Origin of the sequence: Rickettsia endosymbiont of Oedothorax gibbosus, assembly GCF_936269705.1 — a bacterium.
Taxonomy (GTDB): domain Bacteria; phylum Pseudomonadota; class Alphaproteobacteria; order Rickettsiales; family Rickettsiaceae; genus Tisiphia.
In genome coordinates this window covers 1,262,165-1,280,011 of sequence record NZ_OW370493.1, presented here as the reverse complement: position 1 = coordinate 1,280,011, position 17,847 = coordinate 1,262,165, and the positions used below count along the sequence as shown (strand labels likewise).

Sequence of the window (17,847 nt, the reverse complement as noted above, 5' to 3'; positions counted from 1 at the left end):
TAAAAACCCATTTTACACCACTGCGTTAATTATTGCAATTGGTATCATACGTTCTTCGTATTCTTCATGATTGGGGTTGGCAATAATTCCCAGAAGATGCTCATAACCCCCAACCCCACCACAATCCTCCGGTGGGCAAGCCCGTTCACCAGCTATACATTGAGGATAATCAGTACCTACAACTGACGGTAAAATCTTTTCCAACATAACTTCATGTTGCCATCCATCACCAAAATCATATTCATAAATGGCTTTATCTTTAGGGGTCAGAAAATATTTAGCTATTTTTACTTTATCCTCAGGAATCGGATCACAAAAACCTTCATCATCTGGCATACTAATAATATCTTTTTGCCCAGTCTTAGGATTGATCATTTCAAATTGATGCATATGATAATTTTCCCATCCCATAACATCTTGAATGGCTAAATGCAAATCTTTAAAACTGTATTTTTCCGGTACTTGGATGCGACGCCAAATTTTGGGTTTGCTATATTTTAAGGTAATTTTAAACTGATAAATATTTGAGATTTTTGCTATCATATTTAGTTGTTCCATAAATTTTTAGAAAGTTCTTAGAATGGTCAATGTCGGTACTTAATGATCAAAATAGACTATAGCAATAATTTTGCAAGCTTATAAATGCGTTCTATTATAAAAATAATTTATTTGCTTTTTAGTGCTATTCTATCACCGAATTATATTCGGCACTTTGTAAATTGCAACATTTTTTAGCATATTTTGCCAAAGTGGCACTTCATCGCACGTTCCCTAACACTCCGCCTAGTAGCACTCAACCTAATCTTATCCCAGACAAGAATATAGTATCGATGGCAATGTCAGCTAGACAGCGGTACGAGAAAGAACAAATACAACCTATTGATGATATCAGCAATTTACGTAGTCAAGGAAGCACTATCATCGGCATTCATGAGGTGTATGGAAAAATTTATGACCAACTTGGTTTTAATAGAATCTTACCTAATCCTGCCAGGGAAGTGTCAAGCATAAACATAATACGCAATGTTGTTTTAGCTCGTATTGCTAACCCAACTAGTAAGCGTGAAACAGTCAATTTATTGGTCAATAATTATGGAGTAGATTTAAAGCTTGATTCGGTATACAAAACTATGGATAACCTCAGTTTGATGTAAGAGGAAGGTTGAGATTGTTTAATTTTCCAAAAGCTACAGAAATTTTATTAGGCTTAAAAACATAGGCAAGCAGTCCAGCTAATACGTTAGTTTGAAAATTCATAACAGATCTATGCCTTGTATGGTCTATATGACAAAGGTTTTTTAGTTGATCGTTAATGGTTTCAATAATATACCTTTTATTTAAAAACCGCTTTTTAATAGGATCTATTATTCTTTCTTTCATATTACTTTTAATTTTTGTTATTAGTAAAAGGAGAAAAAAACTAAACCTTGATTAGCAAGGGATTGAGTGAGTTTTTTACTGATATACCCACGATCACCAAAAAGCCAGCCTTGTAATTTATCTACTAAATTTTCTACCACTGCTCTATCATCAACATTTCCTGGAGTTAAAGAAAAACTCATAATCTCTCCGCAACTGTTAATGACAATATGTAGCTTACAACCAAAGAACCACCCAGTGGAAGTCTTACCTCTTTTTGCTATGTCTTTGAATACTTTATGTCTATTAATTCTTAAATTATGGCAAGCAGGAAGTTTAGTAGAGTCGATATAATATTGACCAGTTTGTTTTCCTGATAGGCTTTTTAGCAGTAATACCATGGGCATGAAGCTCATTGGCATTAACTGAACAAAACGACTATAGCTCACAAGTTTTGGAAATTCCTTTCTATAACTTTGACATAAGCAGCATAAATAAAAATCTTTAAAGGTACGGTAGTGATTCAAGTGAAACATTACTATAATAGTAATAATCTCTGAGAGTCCTATACTGCAAACTACTTTACGCTTACGGTTAGGATTTGGTAATATATATTTATTTTGCTCCGTATCAAAATGCTTGCAAAAATCATCAATTAAGCAGAAAATCTCCGTAAGAGGGATCATAATATATTCTCCAATTTTGTTGTTATTATTTGAGAACTTTATAATCCCTCCCTTCTTACTTTTCAAATATTCTTTCTCCTAACACACTAGTTTGAAAGAAGGTTTTATTTTTACCATAGCTCACCACCAACAGTTTGTTTATGTTATTACATAATGCTTAGCATTTTGTTTGGTGCTTACGTCAAACTCAGGTTATAGTTACTTGCTGATTTAGCTCAGATAGTTTATTTAGTAGCCTCTTGGTATATTGGCAATCTGTATATTTTATTTCCCAATTATTAATATCTTCCATTTTAATATCCACTACATTGCTTTAACAATAAAATAAATAATAACTAGAAATAAAAATTTTTGCAATAGTTTATTAGATATTAGTTTTAAAAAATAGTAATTTTTATACTTTGTTACATTTAAGTTACGTCCCTATTGTTTGAATTTAGTATACATTGTATAAAATTATCTCGTGCATATAATTGTTGCTGTTTGGTACAGAAATATCGATTAAAAAAATAGCTAGTCAACTCAAAAGCTTGTTTTTTATCATTATTAGTAATTTCACACTTAGTGGAGGTTAAGAATTGTGGTAAGATTAGAAGCCTGTCTTGATATTTCAACCCTTCTGATAAACAGACAGCTTTTCCAGATTTTGGTGAGACATATTTCAGATTTTCTTGGCTACCTGTTACTGTACATTTATCCAACTCAAGACCATATCCCGATTCTTGGAGTATGGCTAATTCAAACCTAATATACTCTTCAAAAATAAAATTATTTGCTAGGCTGTTTAAATATTTTACAAAAATTGGGAAAAAGTTATTGTGATTTTCTCTTTCATGAAAGGCTATTTTAATAAGGCTAATAATTGAATTAAAGGCATATAATTTAATTTTATTAGTTATTAAAAGACCAGCGTAAGATTTTATTAACTCGCATTTAGCCATTCCTATATGTTCATGTAATCTAGCTTGCCAAAAAAAATCAACAATATTACCTTGCTGATTTATAGTGCCAGATTTTCTAGATGTTTCTCGTATTACCCCAGAATATAAGCCATGATTTTTAGTAAAAACTGTAATAATAGCCGAATTTTCTTTTAATGGTTTTTTGCCAATTATTAGTCCTATATCTTTAAAATTCATATTCAAGTCTGTTGTAATCGCATATGGCTATATGAGTTTGGGTCATCTTGCCAAAGTTCACGTACTTTTACAAAAAGAAAAAGATGAATTTTACAATCAAAAGATATCTGCATTTCTATTCTTGCCTTAGAACCTATTTCTTTAATTTTACAACCATTTTTTCCTAAAATAATAGTCTTATAAGAATCTCTTGAAACAACTATTACTTGATGAATTTTGATAGATTTATCGTTATTTTCCTGCCACATTTCAGTTTGGACGGTTAAATTGTAAGGTAATTCTTGGTGAAGATTCAAAAATAATTGCTCCCTAGTTATCTCAGCTGCTAAAAATCGCATAGGCAGATTAGTAACATCATCCTCTTCATATAGCCAAGGCGATTCTTTAGATTGGCTTTGGATATAATTGAGTAATTTATTGACATTTTTACCGGACAAAACGGATAGTTTTAATATATAACTATCTATGAACTGAGAATTTAGAGTATTTTCTATTTCTTCTAGATATTCAGAAGGAATATCAATTTTGTTTAATAAGAATATTAAATTTATTTTAAGAGTTTGCAATTTTTTGAGTATTTGCAAAGTAAATTGATCAATAGGTTTCGTACTATCTATGATCAATAATACTAAATCTACACCATGTAAACTTGACCATGCACACCGTACCATTGCTTTTTCCAGCTGTTTCTTTGGTTCAAATATACCCGGTGTATCTAGTATTATCAGCTGTGTATCTTTTATGGTAACTATTCCGGTTATAATAGAGCGGGTAGTTTGAACTTTAGGAGTAACTATCGATATTTTTTGTCCAATGAGTTTGTTTAATAATGATGATTTACCAGCATTTGGTTTACCAATGATAGATATGGATATTGTCTTTTGAAATATTTCCACAGATTAAACCTTACAGTGAGCGTTCACGAAAAAAAGTTAAAGTATAATACGTCTATTAGCGAGAAGGCATAAGACGACGAAGCAATCTAACCTCACAACCGTTATTGCGAAGAGCTACTTTAATAGCATTGATGCAATCCCAAAATAATGGATTGCCACGACCTACTTTGCGTGGTCTTGCAATGACATTTGGCAAGTAGATTGCCGCGTCGCCGCAAAGCGGTTCCTCGCTAATAGACGTTTGGGTTTGTATATACGTCGTCATTGCGAGCGAACGTGTGAGCGTGGCAATCCATTTCTAATCACTTTCCTGGATTGCTTCGTCGGCTTACGCCTCCTCGCAATGACATTTGGCGAGCGGATTTTTTACTCATCATAAGAAAATAGTAAAAAAACCGTGAACGCTTACAACTTATAAATTGTTGAGGTAATTCATTAATTTACGAGCAGCGACTTTTTCTGCTTCCTTAACTGAATGACCAGTACCAGTTTGTTGATATTCATCCATCTGCACTAATACAGTGAAGATGGTGGCATGAGGGGATCCTTCTCTTTTAATCACTTGATATACCGGTTTTTCACTTCCCTTTTTTTGGGCTAATTCCTGAAGAGTGCTTTTAGGATCATAATCAGCTAAATCAATAATATCTATAAATTCATACCATAAATCATATATTATTTTTTTTACGGTATCAATATTACTATCAAGATAAATGGCAGCAATTAATGCCTCCATAGTATTTTCGATATTATTAGGATTTTGTCTTCCTCCTAATAGCTCTTCGCCGTAAGTCATAATAATATAGTTTGACAAATTGATCTTGGCAGCTACCTTACAAAGTAATTCTTTACAGACTAGATAAGCTCTAATTTTTGCTAATTTACCCTCATTATAAGTAGAGAAATTTTTAAATAAAATTTCAGTAATAGCGAAATTAATTATTGTGTCACCAAGTAATTCTAAACGTTCGTAATTTTTTTGTATTCCATGCTTTAGGGTATTTTGCTTTAAAGAAGGATGGCTTAATGCTTCCAGTAAAAAATCTTTATCGTTAAAGCTATATCCTATATCCTGCTCAAGCTTTTCAGGAGCAGAGAGGGCTGATTCTTTTGTACTCATTCTTGTATTTTATCTGCATAAAGAGAGGTAAATAGTCTGTTAAATCTAATAGATGCCAGCCAAGTACCAACACGGAGTATTTGATTAATTATCCCAATATCACTGTGCCATAATTGTTCTTTTGTCGAAAAAATAATAAATTGTCCTTTGGCAATAAAGTTTTGAAATGGTACAAATCCTAGATCTATCCTACTATCATTCGATTCATCTCTGTTATCGCCAAGAAAGAAATATTTCCCTTCTGGTACATAAAAGATTTCTGTATTACCATATTGATTTTTTAATAAATGATCATCTTGTTTTAATTTATAAGAAAAATAATTTATGCCGTTAGGTAATATTTCCTTATATTTTATATAATTTCTGCCTTGTTCACTTGTATATGTCCCAACTTCAGTACGATATATAGCTTTATCATTTATATATACTACATCATTGATTAATTGTATTTTATCTCCAGGTAGTCCAATTAACCTTTTTATATATCGAATATCCATATTATTGGGTGGGCGAAAAACTATTATATCTCCTGTTTGTGGCGGTGATGCCAATATTCTACCATTAAAAATATTAGGATAGAAAGGAAAAGAATAATTGCTATATCCATAAGAATATTTTGTTGAAAAAATATAATCATTCTCCAGAACTGTTGCTTTCATTGAACCTGTTGGCACAAAAAAAAGTTCCATCACAAAAAATCTTATCATCAGTGCCAAGAATATTACAAAGATAAAAGATGAGAATTCTTGTATTGATGTTTTTTTGTTAGTAGCCTTACATGTTATTTGCATATGTAATAATTATTTATAATGAGTAAATTCGGATAATAATCCATTACCATGTTGAAATCCAGTAATATTTTGGTATAGTCAATTGATGAGAAGTTAACTATACCTCAAACTTTTTTTAGATTCCGTACCGAAGTGGGAATGAAGAAAAAGTTAGATGTCACCCCTGCTTCAGTGCGGGGGTCTAGATTCCCGCCTACGCGGGAATGATGGTATGGACGAGTGAAGCGAAATATGCTTTACTTGTACGGAGTCAGCTGAAAAATAGTTTTCAGCTGCTCCAAATTAAATAATAATTTAATTAATAGGTCCATACCATGATAAATAATAGCATAAAAAATACTATAATAGGAATAGATTTAGCAAAAAATAGTATGCACTTGGTGCAAGTCGATCAAAATGGCAAAAAAATAGGTTATCAAAAAGTTACAAGAGATGAGTTAATAGCCTATTTAAGCAATCTCGATAAAAGTTCATTGGTAGCTATGGAAGCATGTGGAGGAGCTAATTATTGGTCATAGGAAATTGCTAAGCTTGGTTTGCAAGTCAAACTAATGAAAACAAAAGATGTAAAAGTTTATGCTACATCGAAACAGAAAAATGATTATAACGATGCGTTAGCAATATGCAAAGCGGCTCGTGATCCAGAATTAAAAACTATGCTGCCAAAAAGCAAAGAGGAACAAGATATAAAATTTTTGCATAAAATTAGAAGTAATACGATCAGAGATCGTGTGCAAAAAACTAATTCTACAATATCAAGTTTATGTGAATATGGCTATAATACAAAATTAAGTAAAAATAAATTTTGCAAATCATGTAGGCTGGAGGTAGAGTTAGCGTATAGTAAAGGTTATATAAATTCTGGGATACGGTCAATTTTACTTTTAGAATGTAAAGAAATTGAGGATTTATGTGACAAAGAGAAAACTTTAGAAAAGCTGATTATCAGCAATAATAAGCAAAGTGAGAAAGCTACTAGGTTGCAGACAATTTTTGGCATTGGAGCAATCAATGCTAGTTGTTTGAGTGTAGCCCCAATGGAAAGTTATCCAACCCCGAGGGATTTTGCTGCTTCGCTTGGTTTGGTACCAAAGCAACATAGCTCAGGAGATAAGATAGTTTTAGGAGGGATTACCAAACAGGGAGATAGATATGCCAGAACTATGTTGATTCAAGCCGCAAGGACAATAGCAATAAGAGCAAAAAGTGGTAAGGAATCAAAGATAAACTAGTGCAGTGGGCAGTGAAGAAACTTGCTGAAAATAAATCATATAATATTATATGTGTTGGTTTAGCAAATAAGTTAGCAAGGATTGCTTATGCAGTAGTCACCAATGGTAGCGAATATGTTGCAAATTAGTTTAGTTGAGAAAAAAGAAGAAACTATGTCAACTAAATAAAAATTGGTAATTGATAAATATTGCGAGTAAAGAATAGTAACAATAAAGAGAACGAAAGTTAAAGAGTTAATGAATAAGTATTCTGAATAAAATCCGTAATTATGTCGAGGCTCTAGAAGCCGTGGGAATGAGAGGTCACTCAAGGATATTTATAAGAATGCAGAAACCATTATGGCACTCGATGCCGAATATATGACCGCTTCCTTTGTGGCTCTATTTTTTTATTTTCTTTGTTGACAAATTCACTCGTCCATATATGACAAATAAGTCAACTGTCACCCCTGCTTGACTTAATGTCATCCCTACGAAAGCAGGGATCCAGATTCCCGCCTACGCGGGAATGATGGTATGGACGAGTGAAGCGAAATATGCTTTACTGGTACGGAGTCAGCTGAAAAATAGTTTTCAGCTGCTCCAAATTAAATAATAATTTAATTAATAGGTCCATACCATGATAAATAATAGCATAAAAAATACTATAATAGGAATAGATTTAGCAAAAAATAGTATGCACTTGGTGCAAGTCGATCAAAATGGCAAAAAAATAGGTTATCAAAAAGTTACAAGAGATGAGTTAATAGCCTATTTAAGCAATCTCGATAAAAGTTCATTGGTAGCTATGGAAGCATGTGGAGGAGCTAATTATTGGTCACAGGAAATTGCTAAGCTTGGTTTGCAAGTCAAACTAATGAAAACAAAAGATGTAAAAGTTTATGCTACATCGAAACAGAAAAATGATTATAACGATGCGTTAGCAATATGCAAAGCGGCTCGTGATCCAGAATTAAAAACTGTGCTGCCAAAAAGCAAAGAGGAACAAGATATAAAATTTTTGCATAAAATTAGAAGTAATACGATCAGAGATCGTGTGCAAAAAACTAATTCTACAATATCAAGTTTATGTGAATATGGCTATAATACAAAATTAAGTAAAAATAAATTTTGCAAATCATGTAGGTTGGAGGTAGAGTTAGCGTATAGTAAAGGTTATATAAATTCTGGGATACAAGCAATTTTACTTTTAGAATGTGAAGAAATTGAGGATTTGTGTAACAAAGAGAAAACTTTAGAAAAGCTGATTATCAGTAATAATAAGCAAAGTGAGAAAGCTACTAGGTTGCAGACAATTTTTGGTATTGGAGCAATCAATGCTAGTTGTTTGAGTGTAGCCCCAATGGAAAGTTATCCAACACCAAGGGATTTTGCTGCTTCGCTTGGTTTAGTACCAAAGCAACATAGCTCAGGAGATAAGATAGTTTTAGGAGGGATTACCAAACAAGGAGATAGATATGCCAGAACTATGTTGATTCAAGCCGCAAGGACAATAGCAATAAGAGCAAAAAGTGATAAGGAATCGAAAGATAAACTAGTGCAGTGGGCAGTGAAGAAATTTGCTGAAAATAAATCATATAATATTATATGTGTTGGTTTAGCAAATAAGTTAGCAAGGATTGCTTATGCAGTAGTCACCAATGGTAGCGAGTATGCTGCAAATTAGTTTAGTTGGAAAAAAGAAAAAAGTATAATGGTCCCAATATTTTGGACAGAAAAATAAGAAAAATGAGATAGAATTCTTTAGCAAACAAGGAGAGCTAGAGATGAAAAAACAAGTAAGGCAATATAGTGCTGAGGAGAAAGCCAAAATTGTCATAGAAGCAATTAAGGGAGAGCTAACAATAGCCCAGATAACCAGTAAGTATGGTGTTCATGCAACACAGATCAGTAACTGGAAAAAACAAGGTCTTGAGTTGTTAGTACAAGGTTTTAAGAATAAAACACAGAGTGCTGATCCAAATCAGCAGGGGTTAATCAAGAATCTATATGAGCAAATTGGTCAGTTAAGCGTTGAGTGTGACTGGCTCAAAAAAAAATCTGCATTGTTTGGAATTAAAGGTTAGGTGTAATATGATAGAGCCTAATCATAATAAGTTAACAATTGTACAACAGTGTAAGTTATTGGATATTAGCAGGTCAACCTATTACTATCAACCTACTGGTATTAGTGAACAAGATATCAAGATTATGGCAATAATTGATGAGACCTATACTATGCATCCATATTATGGTATGCGGCGGATGGCTAAATATTTACAAGCCCAAGGTTTTTCGGTAGGTCGTAAAGCTGTTAGACGTTACTACAAGATAATGGGTCTTGAAGCTGTTTATCCTAAAATAAATTTAAGCAAGAGGAATCAAGCGCATAAAATATATCCTTATTTAGTAAAAGGATTAGAAATAGTATTGCCAAACCAGGTTTGGAGTGCAGATATAACGTATGTAAGACTGAGCCAAGGATTCGTATATTTAGTAGCTATTATTGACTGGTATAGTCGTTATATTCTAAGTTGGCGAATCTCCATTAGTTTGGAAAGTGAATTTTGTGTAACAGCCCTTGAAGACGCTATAGAAAAATATGGTATGCCAAAAATATTTAATACTGATCAAGGAGTACAATTTACCTCGGAGAATTTTATTAGTATGCTAAAGCTACATAATATTTTGATTAGTATGGATGGTAAGGGACGAGCCTTAGATAATATTTTTATTGAACGTTTTTAGCGATCATTAAAACAGGAAAAAATTTATCGGATTATTCTAACAACAGTAAAGGAGGCAAAGCATAGTACCCTACAATTTTTGTAAAGATGGTATTAGGATAGAAAAAAGTTTTTGTTTGGGAGGTATTAATAATGTGGATATTAGCTGCGTTATGGCTGTTGTAGATTGATAAAAAGCATTTTTGATATGATCAAAGCCATAGGTAAATAATGAAAACAATTGTCTTTCAATGGTTTTGTAGAGTCAATCATTTAATTTGTGTAAGTTCATTTTTTATTTTCCAATAAATCATATTTAAAATCTCCACAAAGTATTTCAAATTGATTTAAAGCTAAAGACCAATCTTTAATAGGCATGGTCCATTTTTTGGCTGCATTTTGTAGGGATAAAAATATTATTTTTTGAATTGACTTATCATCTGGAAACACCCCCTTATTTTTGATAATTTTTCTAATTTGACGATTTACAGATTCTATAGTGTTAGTAGTATAAATTACCTTTCTGTTCTCTTCAGGAAAGGCAAAAAACGGTATTATCCCAGACCAATTACGTTGCCAAATATCAGAAATTACCGGATATTTTTTATCCCATTTTACACCAAATTGCTGAAGTTTTAAACGTGCCATTTCGTCATTATTAGCTGTATAAATTTGTTTTAGATCTGATGTGACCTCTTTTAAATCTTTATATGACACATACTTTACTGAATTGCGAACCATATGTACAATACATAATTGTACTATAGTACTCGGGAATACACTGCTTATAGCTTCTGGAAAGCCCTTTAAACCCCACACAAGCAACATAAATTTGTTCAATTCCTCGATTCTTTAACTCAGTAACTACTTGCATCCAAAATTTAGCACCTTCATTTTTGCCTATCCAAATGCCAAGTAACTCCTTTTTCCCTTCTATATTTACAGCAAGTGCTAAATATACTGCTTTATTTATTACTATGTGATTGTCTCTAGATTTTACATAGATACAGTCCAAGTATAATATTGGATACACCCTATCTAAACAACGATTTTGCCACCTAGTTACTTCTTCTATTACCCCATCTGTTATGGTGGATATCAAGTCACCAGATACATCAGTTTGATATATTTCTTCTAAATGCCCTCGGATCTCGCTGACTGTCATACCGCGACCATAAAGGGATATCACTTTCTCATCAAATCCATTAAATCTCCTCAGCCCTTTTGGTATTAATTGAGGATTATACTCTCCTTCCCGATCTCTTGGTACTTCTACTGTCAGCTTACGACCATCCCCATCAATTACTGTCTTCTCATAGCTACCATTACGACGATTATTATCTACTTTTGGCATCTTGCTATGTTTTGAATATCCTAATTCATGATCCAACTCACTTGCTAATATTTTCTCAACTATTTGCTTCTTTAGCTGTTGAAATAAACCATCTCGACCAAATAATACCAATTGCAATAATTAACGCAGTGGTGTAAAATGGGTTTTTAACTGATAAAGGTACTCAAATGGCTAGGTTAATATTACCACAAGGTTTTCATGGTCATGATTTTATAAAAATGATGAAACATGAGCCGCATGGTCGAAATCGTATACGTTTATTGGCGATGTATCACCTTCAATTAGGCAAATCTTTAAAAGCCATATCTGAAATAGTGAAGTCACACTGGAAAACTGTGCAATCATGGCTCAGAAGATTTAGGAATCATGGTTTTGAAGGATTATTTGAATCACAAAGAAGCGGCGCCCCTAGGAAGATTAACACTATACAAGAGTCTGCTCTTTTTGATAAAATCAATACGCTCAGTGAAAGTAAAACTGGTGGGTATATAACTGGAAAGGAGCTACATATCATGTTACTTGAGGAATATGGTGCTAAATGCGCTTTAAAAACAGTCTACAATACTATGCACCGCCTTGGTTTTAGCTGGATTACTTCTCGTTCAATGCATCCAAAGTCAAATCAAGAGACTCAAAATACATATAAAAAAACTTCCCAGACATGTTAACAAAATTATTACCAAAAAATATCGATAGATGTAAAGTTGATATATGGTCTCAGGATGAAACTCGAGTTGGGCAACAAGGTAGCTTAACTCGTATATGGGCTAAGCGTGGCACTAGACCCCGTAAAGTTCGGCAACAGCAATTCATTTCAACATATATTTATGGAGCTGCTTGCCATGATACAGGAGAAGCTTTTGCATTAATTTTACCATATGCAAACACACAGGCAATGAATAAATTCTTAGAAGAGCTTTCTCGCAGTATTCAAGGCAACCGACATATAGCTTTACTAACGGATAATGCAGGTTGGCACACAGCCAAAAAACTAACTGTGCCAAGCAATATCACTTTGATACCGCTTCCGCCCTATGCACCGGAACTTAATGCAATGGAACAAGTTTGGGAATGGATCAAAAATCATTTCTTGTCTAACCAATGTTATGGTGTATATGAAGATATCGTCACTATGGCTTGTTACGCTTGGAATCAATTTGCTCATAATGTAGATTTAGTAAAATCAATTATGTATAGAGACTGGATAAACACACCGTGTTAATTATTGCAATTGGTATAATGTATCTTTATCTGTATCTAATTTTTTAGCCATAATACCAATTGCAATAATTAACGCAGTGGTGTAAAATGGGTTTTTAACTGATAAAGGTACTCAAATGGCTAGGTTAATATTACCACAAGGTTTTCATGGTCATGATTTTATAAAAATGATGAAACATGAGCCGCATGGTCGAAATCGTATACGTTTATTGGCGATGTATCACCTTCAATTAGGCAAATCTTTAAAAGCCATATCTGAAATAGTGAAGTCACACTGGAAAACTGTGCAATCATGGCTCAGAAGATTTAGGAATCATGGTTTTGAAGGATTATTTGAATCACAAAGAAGCGGCGCCCCTAGGAAGATTAACACTATACAAGAGTCTGCTCTTTTTGATAAAATCAATACGCTCAGTGAAAGTAAAACTGGTGGGTATATAACTGGAAAGGAGCTACATATCATGTTACTTGAGGAATATGGTGCTAAATGCGCTTTAAAAACAGTCTACAATACTATGCACCGCCTTGGTTTTAGCTGGATTACTTCTCGTTCAATGCATCCAAAGTCAAATCAAGAGACTCAAAATACATATAAAAAAACTTCCCAGACATGTTAACAAAATTATTACCAAAAAATATCGATAGATGTAAAGTTGATATATGGTCTCAGGATGAAACTCGAGTTGGGCAACAAGGTAGCTTAACTCGTATATGGGCTAAGCGTGGCACTAGACCCCGTAAAGTTCGGCAACAGCAATTCATTTCAACATATATTTATGGAGCTGCTTGCCATGATACAGGAGAAGCTTTTGCATTAATTTTACCATATGCAAACACACAGGCAATGAATAAATTCTTAGAAGAGCTTTCTCGCAGTATTCAAGGCAACCGACATATAGCTTTACTAACGGATAATGCAGGTTGGCACACAGCCAAAAAACTAACTGTGCCAAGCAATATCACTTTGATACCGCTTCCGCCCTATGCACCGGAACTTAATGCAATGGAACAAGTTTGGGAATGGATCAAAAATCATTTCTTGTCTAACCAATGTTATGGTGTATATGAAGATATCGTCACTATGGCTTGTTACGCTTGGAATCAATTTGCTCATAATGTAGATTTAGTAAAATCAATTATGTATAGAGACTGGATAAACACACCGTGTTAATTATTGCAATTGGTATAATTCCTCCTTGCTTGCTTAAGTTACTTTTTTTACAGTAATCTCTTACTGCTTTCTTTGCAACTTACACAAACTATAGGACAGACTCGTTTTGTACCGTTTTATTCGGATGGGATTTAAGGCATTTTGTATTATTCCATTTTTGACTATTAAAGCTGAAGCAATAGCAGTTATCACTAATAATTTTTCAAATCTATCCAATTTTACAATGTGACTTTTTTCAATATCAAAACCACCGCTTTTAGGTGCAAAAATAGTCGTTCAACACTCCAACAAAATTTATATAAAGCAAAAATATCTTGCTCTATTTCAATTGAAGACACCAGAACCATCAGCTCGCTCTTATCATTTGGACCAGTGTTAAGAACAAGCTCTTTTGCCGCCACTTACAGTTCCTAAAAAAATAATGTTTACACTTTTTTATTGTTAGAGCAAAAAATATATTGCAAAATAATTGTAATATGAATAAAATCGAGTAAATCAATACCGACACTGTGATTTCTAGGAACAGATAAAAATGCAATATAATTTATCATTAGAGGATTTAAATTTATGCAAGAAAAAGAAAGGTCAATCAAATCAGTTAACTTTTGCAATAATGTTAGTGTATTTCAAAAAATACATACAATTTCCCTCTAATAAAGCTAACACAGTTTCGATGCAATTATTGTTACAGGTTGCCAAACATTTAGATATTGATCCAACACAAATTATTACATTTGACTGGGATACACGTACTGGAGAAAGGTATCGTCAGGATATCAGACAGTATTTAGGATATCGTGTAGCAAATGCCAAGGATATTACATTAATAATGAATTATCTTGTAGATGACTTGATACCGCGTCATTTCTCAGATTCAGTGCTACTTGAACAAATACGTACATATTTCATCAAAGATAGAATAGAAATTGTTAATACCAAACAATTAGAAAATTACATTTCGTTAGCTAAACAAAAATTTGAACAACAATTTTTTAGAAAAATATTTGATAATTTAAGTCAAGGAAATCTTCTTTTAATAGATCGCATTCTTAGTAAAAATAGTGATGAGGATAATAACATTATAGAATTATCAGAACTTAAAAAAGATATCTCTGGAGCTAAAATTAAGAATATTCAATGTGCCATAAATAAAATCAATTTACTAGGTCAAATCAAATTATCTGACTGCATAATAGAGTCAGTAGACAGAAAATTATTATTAAAATATTATGAACGTGTGATGGTTTTTGCACCTAGCAATATTCTAGATTTTGCCCCGACTATAAAATATGCCACCATGGCAATATTCTGTAGTGTAAGACTGGAGCTATTGTTGGATGCCTTAATAGATACCATGATTAAACTAATTAAAAAGATGCGAGCCGGAGCAGAGAAGCATGTAGACCGTCATATTCTTCAGGAAGTTAAGCGTGTTGACGGAAAGTTTGATATTCTAGAAAAGTTGGCTATACTAAATGCAAAAAATCCTAAAAGCATTATTGAGGACAAAGTTTATCCGGTAGTGCCTCAGGAGAAGCTGGAAGAAGTAATTGAAGATCTACAACATCGTGGTAGTAAGTGGTATCAGGCTCAGGTGCGAGAAAAAATGCATACCACCTATGCTTATGGCAATAGAGGTAGTCTACTTGCGATAATAAGAATATTACAAATTTCTGAAGATCATATTGATTATCAACCTATCTTAAAGGCAATTCGTTTTATCAACCAATACTGGAATGAATCAGATTTAGCTTACTATATTAATATCCCACCAATCAATAGAGCTATCCCACAGAACTGGTATAGCATGATCTTTAAAATAGAAAAAGGTCAATTGCGAATAAATAAATATAATTATGAACTAGCCATATTAGAACAGATTAAAGAACTTCTTGGTTTTAAAGCTATTTGGGTTAATAAAAGTTACCGTTATAGAGATCCGAATAAGGACTTACCGAAGGACTTTATTGAGAAACGAGAATCATATTATGAGTTACTTGGGTTACCGCTAAAATTCGAGGAGTTCGTAGAAAAATTAAAGACTTCACTTACTAACAGCTTAGATGCATTAAATGCAAATATTCCTAATAATCAGTTTGTAAAGATCCAACAAAGTAAAGTTGGTAACAATATAAAGCTTACTCCCTTAGACTCACAGGATGAACCTGATAATATTATTAAGTTACAGCAAGAAATCAATAATAAGTGGTCAAGTATACACTTAATTGATATTTTAAAAGAGTGCGATCTAAGAATCAATTTTACTAAGGAACTTGAAACTGTTGGTAAAAGCAGCAATATCAATAGTTCTGATCTACAAAGAAGACTATTACTATGTATATTTGGCATTGGTAGCAACACCGGATTAAAAAGAATCAGCATTGCTAATGATAATGTTAATTATAGTGATTTACGTTATGTAAAAAAACGCCATATTAATGCTACAAACATTAGAAATGCTATTCGTACAATGGTTAATAACGTTTTAAAAACACGAAATCCTGATGTTTGGGGAGAGGCTACTACAACAGTGGCCTGTGACTCAACTCATCTGTTTGCTTGGGATCAAAATCTAATGAGCGAATGGCATTTTCGTTATGGTAAGAAAGGAGTAATGATTTATTGGCATGTTGACAAGAAATCATTATGTATTTACTCGCAGTTAAAGGATTGCACCTCATCAGAGGTAGGTAGCATGATAAAAGGCATTATTGACCATGATACGGACATGGACATGAATCGTGTATTTGTCGATACCCATGGACAAAGTGTAATAGGTTTTGCCGTGAGTTATTTACTAGATTTCTCCTTATGCCCGAGACTAAAGGCAATCAATAAGCAAAAATTGTATTACGTTGATTCTAGAGATAGAAATAAATATAAAAATATTTCAGAGATCCTAAAGGGAAGTATAAATTGGGAGTTATTAGAAGATAATTACGATGAGACTGTCAAACATATGGTTGCCCTAAAACTAGGAATAGTTACACCATCCGTATTAATCAAAAGATTTAGTAATAATAATTACGCTCATCCGGTATATAAGGCACTGGTAGAACTAGGCAAAGCCAATAAAACCATATTTTTGTGTAAATATTTATCCTCGGAAGAATTACGTATTGAAGTTAATGAAGGACTAAATATTGTTGAACGCCTTAATAATGTAATGGATTTTATTTTTTACGGTAAACTAGGTCACATTGCAACGAACAATATTGAAGATCAGGAATTATCGGTATTATGTTTACATCTGTTGCAGGTATGTATGGTTTATATCAATACCTTGATTATTCAACAAATATTATCACAGCCACATTGGCAGAACAGGTTTATGCCTGAAGACTATAGAGCATTAACACCGTTATTCTCAGGTCATATAAATCCTTATGGTCTTTTTCCGTTAGATTTTAATAAACGCTTGTTAATCGGGATAACTATTTAATTGCTTATTATGATATTAGAACGTACGCCAGTTAGAGAAAAAGCTAAATATTTTTGCAAACATCTGAAAAAAGAAAAGCCTGATTATAATTACTTAAGAGAATTATTCAGGCATATAAGAAAAAATCTTGATGTAGAAGTAAAGAGTGGTAAGGAAAGGAAGTTGCCGTATGTGCCTACGGAAGAGGAAATAAATAAATATTACAACACGGTATGGAAATCTAGAAATATGAAGCATATAGTAATGATTAAAACATTGCTTTATACCGGGGTGAGAGTTTCTGAGTTAGTAAATATAAAAATATCTGACATAGATTTAGATAATTGTCAGATAAAAGTTGTGCAAGGTAAGGGAAAGAAGGACAGAATAGTTCCGTTTCCTGATAGTTTTAAGGAAATATTAGCTGTTCATCTAGAAAATATGAAAAGAAATGATTCAAAATATTTATTTGAATCAAGTTTGAAGATGGCATATTCTGATCGAGGCATTAGAAAAATATTAATGAACTATACAAAAGAAGCGGGTATTGAGCATTCAATATCTCCTCATACATTAAGACATTTTCTTTTTACTTGGATGAAGAAAAAAGGCGTAGATGACGCATTAATTCAGCCATATTCAGGACATGAGAGTCGTCAATCATTGGAGATGTATTCAAAATTATCACTCGGAGATTGCCAATCTGAGTATGAAAAAAGGATTAAAGATTTTCCAATTTAATTCTAAGTGGC

Annotated in this window: 20 protein-coding genes and 3 pseudogenes; 13 read left to right on the top strand and 10 right to left on the bottom strand. The window is 32.9% G+C overall.

The window, feature by feature from the left end:
• Positions 1–12 precede the first annotated feature (12 nt).
• Positions 13–543, bottom strand: coding sequence for a plasmid pRiA4b ORF-3 family protein (locus NBW66_RS07070; protein WP_250312130.1), 531 nt, complete (start codon positions 541–543; stop codon positions 13–15).
• 188 nt (positions 544–731) lie between these two features.
• Between NBW66_RS07070 and NBW66_RS07065 the strand changes: the two are divergent.
• A pseudogene (locus tag NBW66_RS07065) lies at positions 732–1,142 on the top strand (IS1634 family transposase); the annotation flags it as partial.
• Here the strand turns inward: NBW66_RS07065 and NBW66_RS07055 are convergent.
• From NBW66_RS07055 to lepB, 5 genes and pseudogenes are all read right to left on the bottom strand, one after another.
• A pseudogene (locus tag NBW66_RS07055) lies at positions 1,141–2,045 on the bottom strand (IS982 family transposase). The pseudogenes NBW66_RS07065 and NBW66_RS07055 overlap by 2 nt on opposite strands.
• Before the next feature lie 410 nt (positions 2,046–2,455).
• Positions 2,456–3,184, bottom strand: coding sequence for a DNA repair protein RecO (gene recO, locus NBW66_RS07050; RefSeq protein ID WP_250312128.1), 729 nt, complete (start codon positions 3,182–3,184; stop codon positions 2,456–2,458).
• Positions 3,185–3,186: 2 nt separating this feature from the next.
• Positions 3,187–4,080: a GTPase Era gene (gene era, locus NBW66_RS07045; protein WP_250312127.1), complete on the bottom strand. Its 894-nt coding sequence runs from the start codon at positions 4,078–4,080 to the stop codon at positions 3,187–3,189.
• A 412-nt stretch (positions 4,081–4,492) separates the two neighbouring features.
• Positions 4,493–5,200 (bottom strand): ribonuclease III, encoded by a 708-nt coding sequence (gene rnc / locus NBW66_RS07040; RefSeq protein WP_250312126.1) that lies wholly within the window; start codon positions 5,198–5,200, stop codon positions 4,493–4,495.
• A complete protein-coding gene (gene lepB / locus NBW66_RS07035; protein ID WP_250312125.1) occupies positions 5,197–5,991 on the bottom strand; it encodes a signal peptidase I in 795 nt (264 codons plus the stop codon). Before lepB ends, rnc begins: the two co-directional genes overlap by 4 nt.
• Before the next feature lie 314 nt (positions 5,992–6,305).
• Here lepB and NBW66_RS07030 point away from each other — a divergent pair, with 314 nt between their 5' ends.
• The 6 genes from NBW66_RS07030 (at position 6,306) to NBW66_RS07010 (ending at position 9,950) form a co-directional block, all read left to right on the top strand.
• On the top strand, positions 6,306–6,509 hold the full coding sequence (locus NBW66_RS07030) for a hypothetical protein (protein ID WP_250310719.1): 204 nt from the start codon (positions 6,306–6,308) through the stop codon (positions 6,507–6,509).
• 18 nt (positions 6,510–6,527) lie between these two features.
• The gene (locus NBW66_RS07025; protein WP_284346740.1) at positions 6,528–7,223 is read left to right on the top strand and encodes a transposase; all 696 of its coding nucleotides are present in this window, start codon (positions 6,528–6,530) and stop codon (positions 7,221–7,223) included.
• Positions 7,223–7,351: a hypothetical protein gene (locus tag NBW66_RS14540; RefSeq protein ID WP_284346678.1), complete on the top strand. Its 129-nt coding sequence runs from the start codon at positions 7,223–7,225 to the stop codon at positions 7,349–7,351. The genes NBW66_RS07025 and NBW66_RS14540 overlap by 1 nt, the downstream gene beginning before the upstream one ends.
• A gap of 491 nt (positions 7,352–7,842) precedes the next feature.
• Positions 7,843–8,889 carry an IS110 family RNA-guided transposase gene (locus NBW66_RS07020; protein ID WP_250312123.1) on the top strand — a complete coding sequence of 349 codons (1,047 nt, stop codon included), beginning with the start codon at positions 7,843–7,845 and terminating at the stop codon, positions 8,887–8,889.
• Positions 8,890–8,989: 100 nt separating this feature from the next.
• Positions 8,990–9,289, top strand: coding sequence for a transposase (locus tag NBW66_RS07015; protein WP_094649795.1), 300 nt, complete (start codon positions 8,990–8,992; stop codon positions 9,287–9,289).
• Positions 9,290–9,296: 7 nt separating this feature from the next.
• Positions 9,297–9,950, top strand: a complete 654-nt coding sequence (locus NBW66_RS07010) for an IS3 family transposase (RefSeq protein ID WP_250312122.1) — start codon at positions 9,297–9,299, stop codon at positions 9,948–9,950.
• Between the two features lie 69 nt (positions 9,951–10,019).
• On the opposite strand, the gene NBW66_RS07005 is transcribed toward NBW66_RS07010, so the two are convergent.
• Together NBW66_RS07005 and NBW66_RS07000 are read right to left on the bottom strand one after the other, a co-directional pair.
• A complete protein-coding gene (locus NBW66_RS07005) occupies positions 10,020–10,169 on the bottom strand; it encodes a hypothetical protein (RefSeq protein ID WP_250310699.1) in 150 nt (49 codons plus the stop codon).
• A 47-nt stretch (positions 10,170–10,216) separates the two neighbouring features.
• Positions 10,217–11,399: pseudogene (locus tag NBW66_RS07000) on the bottom strand (IS256 family transposase).
• A gap of 50 nt (positions 11,400–11,449) precedes the next feature.
• Here NBW66_RS07000 and NBW66_RS06995 point away from each other — a divergent pair.
• From NBW66_RS06995 to NBW66_RS06980, 4 genes are all read left to right on the top strand, one after another.
• A complete protein-coding gene (locus tag NBW66_RS06995) occupies positions 11,450–11,950 on the top strand; it encodes a helix-turn-helix domain-containing protein (protein WP_250310542.1) in 501 nt (166 codons plus the stop codon).
• A complete protein-coding gene (locus NBW66_RS06990) occupies positions 11,944–12,504 on the top strand; it encodes an IS630 family transposase (RefSeq protein WP_250310543.1) in 561 nt (186 codons plus the stop codon). The genes NBW66_RS06995 and NBW66_RS06990 overlap by 7 nt, the downstream gene beginning before the upstream one ends.
• A 115-nt stretch (positions 12,505–12,619) precedes the next feature.
• Positions 12,620–13,120 carry a helix-turn-helix domain-containing protein gene (locus NBW66_RS06985; protein ID WP_250310542.1) on the top strand — a complete coding sequence of 167 codons (501 nt, stop codon included), beginning with the start codon at positions 12,620–12,622 and terminating at the stop codon, positions 13,118–13,120.
• A complete protein-coding gene (locus NBW66_RS06980; protein ID WP_250310543.1) occupies positions 13,114–13,674 on the top strand; it encodes an IS630 family transposase in 561 nt (186 codons plus the stop codon). The genes NBW66_RS06985 and NBW66_RS06980 overlap by 7 nt, the downstream gene beginning before the upstream one ends.
• Before the next feature lie 60 nt (positions 13,675–13,734).
• On the opposite strand, the gene NBW66_RS06975 is transcribed toward NBW66_RS06980, so the two are convergent.
• On the bottom strand, positions 13,735–13,890 hold the full coding sequence (locus NBW66_RS06975; protein WP_250312121.1) for a hypothetical protein: 156 nt from the start codon (positions 13,888–13,890) through the stop codon (positions 13,735–13,737).
• Positions 13,891–13,892: 2 nt separating this feature from the next.
• Complete coding sequence (locus NBW66_RS06970) at positions 13,893–14,075, bottom strand: hypothetical protein (protein ID WP_250312120.1); 183 nt, start codon at positions 14,073–14,075, stop codon at positions 13,893–13,895.
• A 131-nt stretch (positions 14,076–14,206) separates the two neighbouring features.
• Here NBW66_RS06970 and NBW66_RS06965 point away from each other — a divergent pair, with 131 nt between their 5' ends.
• On the top strand, positions 14,207–17,116 hold the full coding sequence (locus NBW66_RS06965) for a Tn3 family transposase (RefSeq protein WP_250310841.1): 2,910 nt from the start codon (positions 14,207–14,209) through the stop codon (positions 17,114–17,116).
• A gap of 9 nt (positions 17,117–17,125) precedes the next feature.
• Entirely contained in the window at positions 17,126–17,836 is a 711-nt protein-coding gene (locus NBW66_RS06960; RefSeq protein ID WP_250310731.1) for a tyrosine-type recombinase/integrase, read from the top strand.
• Positions 17,837–17,847 lie beyond the last annotated feature (11 nt).

Excerpts from the sequence above, each read along its gene's own strand:
- NBW66_RS07070 (WP_250312130.1), bottom strand. The coding sequence starts at position 543 with ATGATAGCAAAAATCTCAAATATTTATCAGTTTAAAATTACCTTAAAA.
- recO (WP_250312128.1), bottom strand. The coding sequence starts at position 3,184 with ATGAATTTTAAAGATATAGGACTAATAATTGGCAAAAAACCATTAAAA.
- rnc (WP_250312126.1), bottom strand. The coding sequence starts at position 5,200 with ATGAGTACAAAAGAATCAGCCCTCTCTGCTCCTGAAAAGCTTGAGCAG.
- lepB (WP_250312125.1), bottom strand. The coding sequence starts at position 5,991 with ATGCAAATAACATGTAAGGCTACTAACAAAAAAACATCAATACAAGAA.
- NBW66_RS07030 (WP_250310719.1), top strand. The coding sequence starts at position 6,306 with ATGATAAATAATAGCATAAAAAATACTATAATAGGAATAGATTTAGCA.
- NBW66_RS07020 (WP_250312123.1), top strand. The coding sequence starts at position 7,843 with ATGATAAATAATAGCATAAAAAATACTATAATAGGAATAGATTTAGCA.
- NBW66_RS07015 (WP_094649795.1), top strand. The coding sequence starts at position 8,990 with ATGAAAAAACAAGTAAGGCAATATAGTGCTGAGGAGAAAGCCAAAATT.
- NBW66_RS07010 (WP_250312122.1), top strand. The coding sequence starts at position 9,297 with ATGATAGAGCCTAATCATAATAAGTTAACAATTGTACAACAGTGTAAG.
- NBW66_RS06995 (WP_250310542.1), top strand. The coding sequence starts at position 11,450 with ATGGCTAGGTTAATATTACCACAAGGTTTTCATGGTCATGATTTTATA.
- NBW66_RS06990 (WP_250310543.1), top strand. The coding sequence starts at position 11,944 with ATGTTAACAAAATTATTACCAAAAAATATCGATAGATGTAAAGTTGAT.
- NBW66_RS06985 (WP_250310542.1), top strand. The coding sequence starts at position 12,620 with ATGGCTAGGTTAATATTACCACAAGGTTTTCATGGTCATGATTTTATA.
- NBW66_RS06980 (WP_250310543.1), top strand. The coding sequence starts at position 13,114 with ATGTTAACAAAATTATTACCAAAAAATATCGATAGATGTAAAGTTGAT.
- NBW66_RS06965 (WP_250310841.1), top strand. The coding sequence starts at position 14,207 with ATGCAATATAATTTATCATTAGAGGATTTAAATTTATGCAAGAAAAAG.
- NBW66_RS06960 (WP_250310731.1), top strand. The coding sequence starts at position 17,126 with ATGATATTAGAACGTACGCCAGTTAGAGAAAAAGCTAAATATTTTTGC.